Raw genomic sequence first — 12278 nt, 5'->3', positions numbered from 1 at the left:
CGCCTATCAGTCGCCTCGCCATAACCGGGGACAACCTGTTGAGGCTCCACATCTAGAGCGCGTCCGCCGCGGCGTGCCTCCGGAGGCAATGGCAGACGAGGAAGCCCCCATCCTCGATCGATGGATCCTTGCCCAAAGAATTGTTCCCTCCCTTGCCGGGCTCTCGACTGGACATCCCAAACTCGGCGGCGAGAACCGGCTGATCAACACGTCGGATTTGTGGCTGCTGTCTGAAGACCGTGCCTGGGCGAGGACGCTCTCAAGATGGTACAGACTTGGACGTGCTGTCGAACAGTCCGGCCTCGATTCTTGACTGCCCCAGCCATGACATCCAGGGATTCGACTTTCGACCGTCATTTTGATCGCCGCCTGAAGGCTGCGAAAGCCGGCTTGCATCTTCCGAGCGAGGAAGAATTGCTGCGCGGCATGGCGTTCTTTGGCGATCGACTCGGAGACGATATCCGGGAATACGCAAGCCGCCTGTCACGGCGGATGAAGAAGCGCGGCCGGGTCGAACTTTTGCCCCTTGCCAATTGTCTCGACGACCTCGCCACTGAACAATCTGAGGACGGTATCAAAAGTGTCGAATCCGCGCTCGACACCGCCGAAGTCGTAAAGGGGATTCCGGCCGAAGCCTGCCGCCTGCGCTGTCAATTCTACCTTGCCGTGTTTGGCGATCCGCAGGCTGCGGCGGCGGTCGCGGGCGAAGCGGCATCGCTGGCGATGCGCGACTTCAATGAGGGCAAAGGCCCGCGAATGCTTTGGCGGGCGCTCGCGTGGAGCGCTCTGTCACGTACTCTCATCTTTACTCGCTACGTCGACAGCTTCCATGTCTCGCGGACTTCGCTGTTCCGGATGCTTCTGAATTATGAAGCCGAGTTGAAGTCGGCAATCCTACGCGCACGGCTGGTGGACGGACCGACGAAGAAGGACGCGTCGGCGAAGGAGGCGTCGAGAGATGACGACATCGAGGACCTCTCCGAAGACGACGCGGAAGCCGAACCCGCGCCGAATAATTCGGTGGTCGTCATTCGCTCCATCGGCAACTCGACCACATCGGAAGGAAAGCGCGTAGCCGTCGCAGCGTCGCCATCCGCAACCGCATCCCTCGCGGCTCATTTCGGGTGTAGGAGAAATCGCAACTCTCGCACCATCCGGCGGGGCGGGCTCCATCCCTCGTTTCTGGAACGGGCTCCTTACTTCCCCGATTGATGCACCATCCCTCGTCCCGATTGCTTCTCATGTGCTCTCTCCTGCGCGACACGCGCAGAACGAGAGCCGGTGCCGGGCTCGAAATCAAGCCGCCTCCAGCGATCGGGATCTAAGACAGGCCTCTGCCGACAATTGCCTGTTTTCGCACAACTATTTCTACTTCAAGGATTCGAGGGTAAGGATCGAAATCTGCTCGGCGTTCCCAGGAAACCTGTGATCGCATCGCGAGCAACAGCTGCCAAAGAATTCAGCGCCCTCAATTACCTGTGGATAACTGGAACGAAGGTTGACCGTTGAGCGGCCGATGCCTCGGCGGCCGGCCAGTTTGGCGAATCACCGAGCCATGTCGTTCGCGCCTGTAGGTCCACGAGACCTGGGCAACCCTAGGGTTATTTTCCAAGAAACCGTTCGCCGTGGAGGCCGCCCTGATCCATCGATTTCCGTCGGCCCGCGCCGGGCAGCTGACGCATGGGTTGGCTGCCTGACATCGTCCTCATAGGTGCTGGCAGCTAGGCGGCTCTTTTACCAGCCAAACAATTGGAGGCGTGTTCGAGTATGGTGAGGCGTCGCATTCGCTGCGAAAGTGGCCGATGTCCTCAAGGCTCGCCGAGCAGTCACGTTCGGACGGATGAGATCAGAACGACGAAAGGCATTCCTTTGCGATGCCTTCACCTTCCGGACATGCCTGCGTGTGGAGTCGCAATTAGCCGTTCGCGGACCGTCGATCGGCGACGGCTCCACCCCCCCCTCGTTTTGTTTACACTTCGAGATACCGCATTTTCACTTAGGAAATCACCCTCGCCGGCCAATCGCTGGAATGAGGCAATTCGCTAACGATACCCGTAGGTTGATTAGAATAGTTTACAAAGCGGCAACTACCGCACATTAGAACGGGATTTCGTCGTCCAGTTCGCGCGACGAACCGCCGCCACCGCCGCTCTTGGCGCCGCCACCACGATTGAAGCTTTCGCTCGGGCTGGACTGGCCGAAATCGGAACCACGGCTGCTGCCGCCACCGGCATAGCCGCCGACCTGACCGCCCTCACCCTGGCCGCGTGCGTCGAGCATCTGCAGCTCGCCGCGGAATTTCTGCAGCACGACTTCCGTCGTGTACTTGTCGTTGCCGGTCTGGTCCTGCCATTTGCGCGTCTGCAACTGGCCCTCGACATAGACCTTCATGCCCTTCTTCAGATACTGCTCGGCCACCTTGGCAAGCTGATCGTTGAAGATGACGACGTTGTGCCACTCGGTCTTTTCCTTGCGCTCGCCAGAATTCTTGTCGCGCCAGCTTTCTGACGTCGCAATGCGGATGTTGACGACCGGCTCGCCCGAGTTCAGGCGACGGATTTCCGGATCTGCACCGAGGTTGCCGACCAGAATGACCTTGTTGACGCTACCCGCCATGATATTTCTCCGCGCTCATCCGAAACAAATTTTTGTCGCAGCACCTTACAGGCTGCAGACCATCGCCGCCTGCTATGGCTGGCTTTTCCCACAAGGTTTTTGTTCCCTTTTCGTTCTATGACGCCCGTGGCGTTCTGTCAATGTTTGTCAGCAAGATGTAGTGTTCCGGTCCGAAATTTCCATGAAATCGGGAATGGGTCGGGGGTAATCAAATGAACTCCGTCACACATGAGGACCAGCCGCGCGAGCAATGGCGAGCAGGTGTGGGAACGCGTATGCATGTGTCGGCCAGCAACGGTGCATCGCAACTTTGCATATTCGAGCAATGGGTCGCGCCCACGGTCGGCGCCCCAACGCATTGGCATCCCGTCGAGGAAGTGCTGACCGTTATCGCCGGCAGGGCCGAGATGTGGATCGACGATGAGCACAACGTCCTGACCTCGGGCCAGTCTCTCGTTGTTCCCGCGAACAGGAAACACGGGTTCAAGAACGTCGGCACCGGAACGCTTCACATCCACGCTGTGCTTGCGTCGCCAATCTTCGAGGCGACGTTTGATGGACCTGCCGGGGTGGTGAGGCGCTGGCTTCCGACAAGCTCGTAAAAACAGCGCTTGCCAAATCAATAAGTATCGACTTATGCTTTCGTCATGATCGAAGCAGAGATTTTCCGCGCCCTTGCCGACCCGACGCGCCGCGCCGTCTTTGAGCAGCTTGCCGCTGGCGAAATGAGCGTCTCGGAATTGCGCAGCGGCATGACGGTGTCGCAACCCGCGGTCTCCCAGCATCTGGCGGTGTTGCGCAGCGCCGGCCTGGTGGTCGAGCGGCGAGCGGGCCGCAACGCCTATTATCGCGCCGATCCGCAAGGGCTTGCCCCCTTGCTCTCCTGGATCGAACGCTACCGGACCTTCTGGCCGGAGCGCATCGAAAGGCTGAAGGCGGTTTTGAAGGACATGGATCAATGAAGAGCATGGGATCAATGACAGACCAAAGCCACGCGGACACCAACACCGCGCCTGACGCGATCGAGTTTGAGTGCGACCTGCCGGAGCCGCCGGAAAAGGTGTGGCGGGCGCTGACCGTGCCGGAGTTGCTCGCCGCATGGATGATGCCGAACGACATCAGCCCTGAGACCGGCAGCCGTTTTGCCTTCGCCGGGCCAGAGGCGGCGATCGAATGCGAAGTTCTCGACGCCGAGCCCGAACGGCTGCTGCGCTATTCCTGGCGCGAGCGGCCGCAGCCAGGCGATGCCGGGCGGCAGGATCGGCTCGACTGCCCGCTCGACAGCATTGTCACCTTCACACTCGCCCGCACCGTCTCCGGCGGCACGCATCTGCGCATCGTCCATGACGGTTTTGCCCGAACGGCAATGCCCGCTGTTGCCATGGCCGGCCCCGGCTGCAGGCTTTCGTTGGGGTCGCGTAATTCAAGATGGCCGGTCGCGGCGAACACGCCTTTGCTGCTGCTGCGCGCGGCCTGAAAAACGAAACGGACGGAGACGAAACAATGAGCGGTCTTGCCAATCTGGTTCCGATGGTGATCGAGCAATCGAGCCGCGGCGAACGCGCCTTCGACATTTTTTCGCGCCTTCTGCGCGAGCGCATCATCTTCATCAACGGTGAAATCAACGACGACATCTCGGCGCTGGTCTGCGCGCAGCTGCTGTCGCTGGAATCGGACAATCCCGACAAGGAGATTTCGCTCTACATCAACTCGCCTGGCGGCGTGGTGACCAGCGGCTTCGCCATCTACGACACCATGCAATACATAAGCTGCCCGGTTTCGACAGTGTGTATGGGCTTTGCCGCTTCGATGGCCTCGTTTCTGTTGATGGCGGGTACGGCCGGGCGTCGCATCTCGCTGCCGAACGCCACGATCCTGCTGCATCAGCCGCTGGGTGGAATCCAGGGTCAGGCCTCCGACATCCAGCGCCATGCCGAGCGCATCGGCCAGACAAAGCGGCATATGGCCGAACTCTATGCGCAGCATTGCGGCCGCACCTATGAAGAGGTCGAGCGCACGCTGGACCGCGACCACTTCATGACGGCTCGCGAGGCTCAGGCCTGGGGTCTTGTCGACCATGTTTTCGATACGCGCAAACAGGCCGCGTGAGGCTGAAGCGCGTCGCCGGCTGTCGAAGGTTTGACGACGCCGGTCTGGTCGCCTCGTCGACACGTCACTATAACTGGGCGATGACCGACACTCATCCGTCCAGAATATTGCATCGCGTCATCGCCGTTGTCGTGGTCGCTCTTGCCGGCTCCATGAGCGGCACGGCCCTTGCCGACGACAGCTCGCCAGCGGCGCGGAAAGGCGCCCTGCCCGGCGTGACCGGCGACTATCGCATCGCCAAGCCGGCTCCGCAGCCCGAACCCGACGACGCATCCCCCAGCAATGGGAACGGCCAGTTCAAGATCGGCGACACGGATGTCAGGATTTCCGGCAGCATCATCGTTGATGTCGGCGCTGGCGCCACCGGGCTGCCGCGCCACTGAGTGCACGATCTGTCTGCGTCGTGCGCCGCGCCTATGGTCGACAAAGCAAGCCGCGCATGAAAACGGCCCCGCCGTGCTTTGCGCAAACGGCTGGGGCCTTTTTGGATCTCAAATCCAATTTTGCCGGGAGTGTACTGCCGGCGTTTGATTTCGGATGCTTCGCGGCATTCAGCCGACGATCCGACTAGCCGTCTCTGATTTTTGTGGGATATGGCAGGTCACGGTTTGTCGGGTGGCGCAAACGCTAAACCCTGGCACTTATGCCTGCCACGGCTCCAGCGACACGTGGAGCCTCAAGGGACTGTCCGGTGGCGTCATGCTCCACTCCATTGTCCGTTGCGACGTGTCGTCCCGAAGCGCAAATCGCAACTGCCTGCGGCGTCTCGCAGGCCGCCTCTGGGCGGCGAGGCCATCGAAAGACGGCCGGCTTCGTTGACTAATGAAGTCTGCTCCCCTGAGTCGGTGGCGTCAACCATCAATAGCCGGTTACCGAAAAACGTGATCGCCGGGAGGTTACGTACAAGTCAGTTTTTGCACAGCTTTGTCAGGAGCGTGTTCGGCCTTTGTTCTTTGCGCTTGCCCGTTCACGCGAAAGACGGTTAAACGCTTTTGTCGGGAATTGTGGCGTCTCTCGACGTGGCGGCAAAATTACCTACATAGGGGATGGCCGGGAAAACCCGCCATTCCAGGAAATTCCAGATTCTGAGGCGGCGACCGGCGATGGCCGACCATAAATATCTTTCCATTCGCGGGGCGCGCGAACACAATTTGAAGAATGTCGACCTCGACCTGCCGCGTGACAGCCTGATCGTCATGACCGGCCTGTCCGGGTCCGGCAAATCGTCGCTTGCCTTCGACACCATCTACGCCGAAGGCCAGCGTCGCTATGTCGAGAGCCTGTCGGCCTATGCGCGGCAATTCCTCGAAATGATGCAGAAGCCGGACGTCGACCAGATCGACGGCCTGTCGCCGGCCATCTCGATCGAGCAGAAGACGACCTCGAAGAACCCGCGTTCGACCGTCGGCACCGTCACCGAAATATACGACTACATGCGGCTTCTGTTCGCGCGCGTCGGCATCCCCTATTCGCCGGCCACCGGCCTGCCGATCGAAAGCCAGACAGTGTCACAGATGGTCGACCGTGTGCTGGCGGTCGAGGAAGGCACCCGCCTGTTTATCCTGGCGCCGATGGTGCGCGGCCGCAAAGGCGAGTACCGCAAGGAATTGCTGGAACTGCAGAAGAAGGGCTTTCAGCGCGTCAAGGTCGACGGGGTCTTCTATGAAATCGCCGACGTGCCGGCGCTGGACAAGAAGTACAAGCATGACCTCGACGTCGTCGTCGACCGCATCGTCGTGCGTGGGGATCTCGCCACCCGGCTAGCCGATTCCATCGAGACGGCACTGAGGCTCGCCGATGGGCTGGCGGTCGCCGAATTCGCCGACAAGCCGCTCGACGCCAGCCAGACCGGCGAGGATTCGGTCAACAAGTCCAAGAACGAGACGCACGAGCGCATCCTGTTCTCGGAAAAGTTCGCCTGTCCGGTCTCCGGCTTCACCATTCCGGAAATCGAGCCACGTCTTTTCTCCTTCAACAATCCGTTTGGCGCCTGCCCGACCTGCGACGGTCTCGGCAGCCAGCGCGCCATCGACCCCAACCTCGTCGTGCCCGACGAGAACGTGTCGCTGCGCGACGGTGCGGTCAGCCCGTGGGCGAAATCGACCTCGCCCTATTACGCGCAGACGCTTGAAGCGCTGGGCAAGGCCTACAATTTCAAGCTCGGCGACAAGTTCAGGGATTTGAGCGCGGAAGCCCAGGAGGCCATCCTGCGCGGCACCGGCGAACGCGAGATCACCTTCCAGTATGATGACGGCCTGCGCTCCTACAAGACCACCAAGACTTTTGAAGGCGTCATCCCCAATCTCGAGCGCCGCTGGAAAGAAACCGAATCCGCCTGGATGCGCGAGGAGATCGAGCGCTTCATGTCGGCGACGCCTTGCCCGGTCTGCAAGGGCTATCGGCTCAAGCCCGAGTCACTGGCCGTGAAGATCGCCGGCAAGCATATCGGCGAAGTCACCGAACAGTCGATCCGCAACGCCGACAAGTGGTTCACCGACCTGCCAGCCTCGCTCAACGACAAGCAGAACGAGATCGCCGTGCGCGTCTTGAAGGAGATCCGCGAGCGGCTGCGCTTCCTCAACGATGTCGGGCTCGACTACCTGACGCTGTCGCGGAATTCCGGCACGCTGTCGGGTGGCGAGAGCCAGCGCATTCGCCTGGCTTCGCAGATTGGTTCCGGTCTCACCGGCGTGCTCTATGTTCTGGACGAGCCGTCGATCGGCCTGCACCAGCGCGACAACGCACGCCTGCTCGACACGCTGAAGCACCTGCGCGACATCGGCAACACGGTGATTGTCGTCGAGCATGACGAGGACGCCATCCTGCATGCTGACTATGTCGTCGACATGGGCCCTGCCGCCGGCATCCACGGCGGCGAGATCATCGCCCAGGGCACGCCGCAGCAGGTGATGGCCAATCCCAGTTCGATCACCGGCAAATATTTGTCGGGCGCGCTCGAAGTGGCGACGCCCGGCGTACGGCGCGAAGCGAAGAAAAACCGGCGGCTGAAGATCGTCGGCGCGCGCGGCAACAATCTGAAGAACGTCACCGCCGAAATCCCGCTCGGCACCTTCACCGCCGTCACCGGCGTGTCGGGCGGCGGCAAGTCGACCTTCCTGATCGAGACGCTGTTCAAGGCGGCGTCGCGCCGCATCATGGGTTCGCGCGAGCATCCGGCCGACCACGACCGCATCGAGGGCCTCGAATTTCTCGACAAGGTCATCGACATCGACCAGTCGCCGATTGGGCGCACACCGCGTTCCAACCCCGCCACCTACACCGGTGCCTTCACGCCGATCCGCGACTGGTTCGCCGGGCTGCCGGAAGCGAAGGCGCGCGGCTACCAACCCGGCCGCTTCTCCTTCAACGTCAAGGGCGGCCGCTGCGAGGCGTGCCAAGGCGACGGCGTCATCAAGATCGAGATGCACTTTTTGCCCGACGTCTATGTCACCTGCGACGTCTGCCATGGCAAGCGCTACAACCGCGAGACTCTCGACGTGCTGTTCAAGGGCAAGTCGATCGCCGACGTGCTCGACATGACGGTCGAGGAAGGCGTCGATTTCTTCGCCGCCGTGCCCGGCGTGCGCGACAAGCTCGATACGCTGAAGCAGGTCGGCCTCGGCTATATCCATATCGGCCAGCAGGCGACGACGCTGTCCGGCGGCGAGGCGCAGCGCATCAAGCTCGCCAAGGAACTGTCGCGCAAGGCAACCGGCAAGACGCTCTATATCCTGGACGAGCCGACCACCGGTCTGCATTTCCACGATGTCGCCAAGCTCCTGGAAGTGCTGCACGAGCTGGTCGACCAGGGCAACACGGTGGTGGTCATCGAGCACAATCTCGAGGTGATAAAGACCGCCGACTGGGTGCTCGACCTCGGCCCCGAAGGCGGCGACGGCGGTGGCGAACTGGTCGCCTCCGGCACCCCGGAAGCGATCGTGCGGGAAAAGCGCAGCTACACCGGCCAGTTCCTCAAGGAGCTCCTGGAGCGGCGCCCCGGAGGCAAGCGCGAAGCGGCGGAGTAACCTGTTGCCGGTGATGATGCACAACGACATCCGCACGGAGGCCAATGCCCTTGCGGATGTGCAAGGCGGTCCGGCACTGATCGAGTGGTTCGGATTCGTTCCAGGTTTTCACGATGCAGAGTTGCTTGAGATCGAGCTGTCTTCGAAGCGCTCGGGACGGCTTAGGTTTCATGCTTTCCGGATGACGGACAGAACCGATGACCAAGGGTATTACATCCTCGATCGTCATGTGCTCATCACCCTGGCGTTGGAAGACGTGAGCGAAGTCACGCTAGCCAATTTCAACCTGATTGGCATTGTTGGGTACTTGGTCATCACGAAGGTGGCGGAAGGCTACTGCGTTCTGTGGGATTCGTCCTTCGGCGTCGAAGGCAAGGTCGTGGCGAAGCACGTGCTTGTCGAATTCGAGGAATGGCAAACAGAGCCTGCCCTAGGGGCGGCGGAATGAACAACGGCCTCATCTCTGTTCAGAGCCGTTTCGGCGTTACCGAGGCCATTGATCGTTTGGCTGAAACCGTCAGTCGGGCTGGACTGCACGTGTTCGCACGCATCGATCACGCGGCCGGCGCTCGGGAAGTCGGCGCCTCGCTGCGTCCGGCAGAACTGCTGATCTTCGGCAATCCGAAAGGCGGTACGCCGCTGATGCAGGACCAGCAGCTTGCCGGCATCGACCTGCCAGTGAAGGCGCTGTCCTGGGAGGACGAACGCGGCAAGGTCTGGTTGTCCTACAACGATGCGCGTTGGCTGGCTGAACGCCACGGCCTGGGCGACGTCAGCAGCACCGCCGTGGCGGCGATCACTGCCGGCATGGCGAAGGTGATCGCGGCCGCTGCCGGAATGGATCAATCATGAGGCTTGCCCGCCCCGAAGATCTCGCCGCGATCATCTCGCTGACGGAAGCAGCCTATGCTCCCTACAATGCGGTACTCGACGCACCGCCGATCCCGGTTACCGAGGACTACGCCCCGCGCATCGAACGCGGTGAAGTCTGGCTGCTGGAGAGCGGCGATCAACTCGCCGGGCTGCTAACCCTGGAACGGCATGAGGATCACGCGATGATCTTTTCCGTCGCGGTGTCACCCGCCTTCCAGGGCAAGGGTTTCGGCATTGCCCTGCTCAATCACGCGGATGAGCAGACGCGTCTTTGGGGCCTGCCAGAGGTGCGGCTCTACACCAACGCCAAAATGGAGCGGAACATCGCGCTCTACCTGGCCTATGGTTTCCACGAAACGGGTCGCCGGCCCAATCCATATCGGCCAGGATGGGTGCTCGTCGACATGGCGAAGCCGGTCAACAAGATCACGACGGGCTGATTTTTCTGAATTCGGGAGGATGGCTAATGAGTAAATCGGGAACAATCCGCTCCGGCATGGGCGGCTGGACGTTCGAACCCTGGGATACGTCCTTTTATCCCGAAAAGCTCTCCAAGGCCAAGCAACTGCAATATGCCAGCAGGCAGGTATCGAGCATCGAGGTCAACGGCACCTATTATTCCAGCTTCAAGGAGCCGACCTTTGTCAAATGGGCGAGCGAAGCGCCAGACGGTTTTGTCTATTCGCTGAAGGGCAACCGCTTCGTCACCAACCGGCGCGTGCTCGGCGAGGCCGGTGAATCGATGATGCGCTTCCTGGGCTCGGGCGTGGCGGCGCTTGGTGAAAAGCTCGGACCGATCCTGTGGCAGTTCGCACCGACAAAGAAATTCGATCCGGACGATTTCGAAGCCTTCCTTAAGCTGCTCCCGGAAAAGCAGGACGGCGTTGCGCTGCGCCACGCAGTCGAGGTCCGCAACGACAGTTTCATCGTGCCGGAATTCGCCGCGCTGGTGCGCAAATACAAAGCGGCGATCGTCTATGCCGACCACGCCAAATATCCGGCGATCGCCGACGTCACTGGCGATTTCATCTATGCCCGGCTGCAAACCGGCAGCGACGACAATCCCGATTGCTACACGCCGAAAGGCCTGGATGAATGGGCCGCGCGCGCCAGGACCTGGGCGGAAGGCAAGGTGCCGGCCGACCTGCCGCGCGCCGATCCCTCTACCGAAGCACCGGTCAAACCGCGCGACGTGTTCGTCTACTTCATCACCGAGGGCAAGGTGCGGGCACCGTTCGGCGCCATGGCGCTGTTGAAGCGGGTGGCCGACTAAGAACATAGGCATAAGACTTTCACGCCAAGCGCCTCTCCTATGCGTTTTTGGCGCAGCAAGGCGTCCAATCGTGGCAATTTCGGCACCTTCGTAACCTTATCGATACCTCCTTGCTGCATGAATCCAGCCTGGCCAAGCCGCAGAGCTGGGATCGCCGCCGGCAAGGAACGAGGGGCATGTCGCTCGACTACACTTCACTTCTGCTGGCTGTCGGTTTTTCCGCCACCTGTCTGAGCCTGACGCTATTTGGCATGTGGTTGACCGCCCGTTCGGAGAAATTCCTGCTGACGTGGGCGGTCAGCCTGCTGTTGGTTGTCGCCGACATTTTTGTTTATGACGCCTATATCGACATGCCCGGGCGCCTGCTCGGCATTGCGACGCTTGCCCTGCTCCTGCTTAGTTTCTCAGCCATGCTGGGCGCGGCCTACCAGTTCAGAACCGGCGGCTCGCCGATCCCGCGAACGGTGGTTGGCAGCATATCGCTGGCCGTCGTGCTGCCTGCCATGGCTCTCGGCTATGACGGTCTCGGCTTCATGTTCGAGAACCTGTTCGCCGCCTTGCTTCTGTTCGCAACGGCGTTCGAATACTGGAAGGGCCGCAACGAAGCCCCAGCGCTAACGATCGGCATCACCGCACTCTATTCGGCCACGGCCGCGTCCTTCGCTCTTTGCGCCATGGTTCTCGCCTGGGACGGAAAGCTGATCCTGGGGCATGCACCAAGCAATTGGGCCGAGGAGTTGAGCCTCATCATCGTCATCGCCAGCATGACCGGCATTGGCGCGCTGTCGCTGGCGCTCAATCAAGGGCGCCTGGCCAGGCATCACCGCCACAACGCCCTGACCGATCCCTTGACGGGCCTGCTTAACCGGCGCGCGCTGTTCGACCTGCATGGCAATGCCCCGGTCGGCGCCTTCACCGCTGTGGTTGTGTTCGACCTCGACGGCTTCAAGGCCATCAACGACGAATTCGGTCACGCCGCTGGCGACGAGGTGCTGAGGGTGTTCGCCAGGGGACTCGCCGGCAATCTTCGCCCGACCGACGTCGCCGCGCGCATGGGCGGCGAGGAATTCGCTCTGGTGCTGAAGCGGACCTTGCCCGAAACGGCGGAGGCCACGGCCGAGGCCATACGGTCCGCCTTCGCCGCGTGCCGCATCGAAACCGAGACGGGTTCGCTGACATGCACGGTCAGTGCCGGATTTGCTTTCGGCACCAAGGAGGGCCTCAGCTTCGACAAGGTGCTCAGCGCCGCCGACAATGCGCTCTACGCTGCCAAGCGCGGCGGCCGCAACCGCGTCACCGCCTCGCCACTCCGGCGCGTGGGTTAACTGCGATCCTGATATGTCGACCGTATTGTCGGGACAGCCTTGCCTGTTTCGGCAAGA

The 12278-nt window shown here is 61.4% G+C and carries 14 protein-coding genes; 13 read left to right on the top strand and 1 reads right to left on the bottom strand.

The features are described 5' to 3' along the window. Positions 1–88: 88 nt before the first annotated feature. A complete protein-coding gene (locus AC07FD_RS02450; protein WP_478348492.1) occupies positions 89–313 on the top strand; it encodes a DUF6634 family protein in 225 nt (74 codons plus the stop codon). Positions 314–324: 11 nt separating this feature from the next. After that, positions 325–1212, top strand: coding sequence for a hypothetical protein (locus AC07FD_RS02445; RefSeq protein WP_478348491.1), 888 nt, complete (start codon positions 325–327; stop codon positions 1210–1212). 885 nt (positions 1213–2097) lie between these two features. Here the strand turns inward: AC07FD_RS02445 and AC07FD_RS02440 are convergent. Beyond that, a complete protein-coding gene (locus tag AC07FD_RS02440) occupies positions 2098–2616 on the bottom strand; it encodes a single-stranded DNA-binding protein (protein ID WP_095085060.1) in 519 nt (172 codons plus the stop codon). A gap of 275 nt (positions 2617–2891) precedes the next feature. On the opposite strand from AC07FD_RS02440, the gene AC07FD_RS02435 reads away from it, so the two are divergent. The 11 genes from AC07FD_RS02435 (at position 2892) to AC07FD_RS02385 (ending at position 12221) form a co-directional block, all read left to right on the top strand. After that, positions 2892–3218 (top strand): cupin domain-containing protein, encoded by a 327-nt coding sequence (locus tag AC07FD_RS02435; protein WP_478348490.1) that lies wholly within the window; start codon positions 2892–2894, stop codon positions 3216–3218. A gap of 45 nt (positions 3219–3263) precedes the next feature. After that, positions 3264–3578: an ArsR/SmtB family transcription factor gene (locus AC07FD_RS02430; protein WP_478348489.1), complete on the top strand. Its 315-nt coding sequence runs from the start codon at positions 3264–3266 to the stop codon at positions 3576–3578. A gap of 14 nt (positions 3579–3592) precedes the next feature. Further along, positions 3593–4093 carry an SRPBCC family protein gene (locus tag AC07FD_RS02425; protein ID WP_478348488.1) on the top strand — a complete coding sequence of 167 codons (501 nt, stop codon included), beginning with the start codon at positions 3593–3595 and terminating at the stop codon, positions 4091–4093. A 26-nt stretch (positions 4094–4119) separates the two neighbouring features. Beyond that, positions 4120–4725: an ATP-dependent Clp protease proteolytic subunit gene (locus tag AC07FD_RS02420; protein WP_478348487.1), complete on the top strand. Its 606-nt coding sequence runs from the start codon at positions 4120–4122 to the stop codon at positions 4723–4725. Beyond that, the gene (locus tag AC07FD_RS02415) at positions 4722–5108 is read left to right on the top strand and encodes a hypothetical protein (RefSeq protein ID WP_478348486.1); all 387 of its coding nucleotides are present in this window, start codon (positions 4722–4724) and stop codon (positions 5106–5108) included. Before AC07FD_RS02420 ends, AC07FD_RS02415 begins: the two co-directional genes overlap by 4 nt. Positions 5109–5828: 720 nt before the next feature. Then, positions 5829–8750 carry an excinuclease ABC subunit UvrA gene (gene uvrA / locus AC07FD_RS02410; protein WP_478348485.1) on the top strand — a complete coding sequence of 974 codons (2922 nt, stop codon included), beginning with the start codon at positions 5829–5831 and terminating at the stop codon, positions 8748–8750. 4 nt (positions 8751–8754) lie between these two features. Then, positions 8755–9198 carry a hypothetical protein gene (locus tag AC07FD_RS02405; protein ID WP_478348484.1) on the top strand — a complete coding sequence of 148 codons (444 nt, stop codon included), beginning with the start codon at positions 8755–8757 and terminating at the stop codon, positions 9196–9198. Next, on the top strand, positions 9195–9602 hold the full coding sequence (locus AC07FD_RS02400) for a DUF302 domain-containing protein (protein WP_478348483.1): 408 nt from the start codon (positions 9195–9197) through the stop codon (positions 9600–9602). The genes AC07FD_RS02405 and AC07FD_RS02400 overlap by 4 nt, the downstream gene beginning before the upstream one ends. Then, positions 9599–10063: a GNAT family N-acetyltransferase gene (locus AC07FD_RS02395; RefSeq protein ID WP_478348482.1), complete on the top strand. Its 465-nt coding sequence runs from the start codon at positions 9599–9601 to the stop codon at positions 10061–10063. Before AC07FD_RS02400 ends, AC07FD_RS02395 begins: the two co-directional genes overlap by 4 nt. A gap of 26 nt (positions 10064–10089) precedes the next feature. Then, positions 10090–10896 (top strand): DUF72 domain-containing protein, encoded by an 807-nt coding sequence (locus tag AC07FD_RS02390; protein WP_478348481.1) that lies wholly within the window; start codon positions 10090–10092, stop codon positions 10894–10896. A gap of 176 nt (positions 10897–11072) precedes the next feature. Then, a complete protein-coding gene (locus AC07FD_RS02385; RefSeq protein ID WP_478348498.1) occupies positions 11073–12221 on the top strand; it encodes a GGDEF domain-containing protein in 1149 nt (382 codons plus the stop codon). The last annotated feature ends 57 nt before the right edge of the window (positions 12222–12278 follow it).

The sequence above is a fragment of the Mesorhizobium waitakense genome, from assembly GCF_056431085.1.
This window is presented reverse-complemented; position numbering and strand designations above follow the sequence as displayed.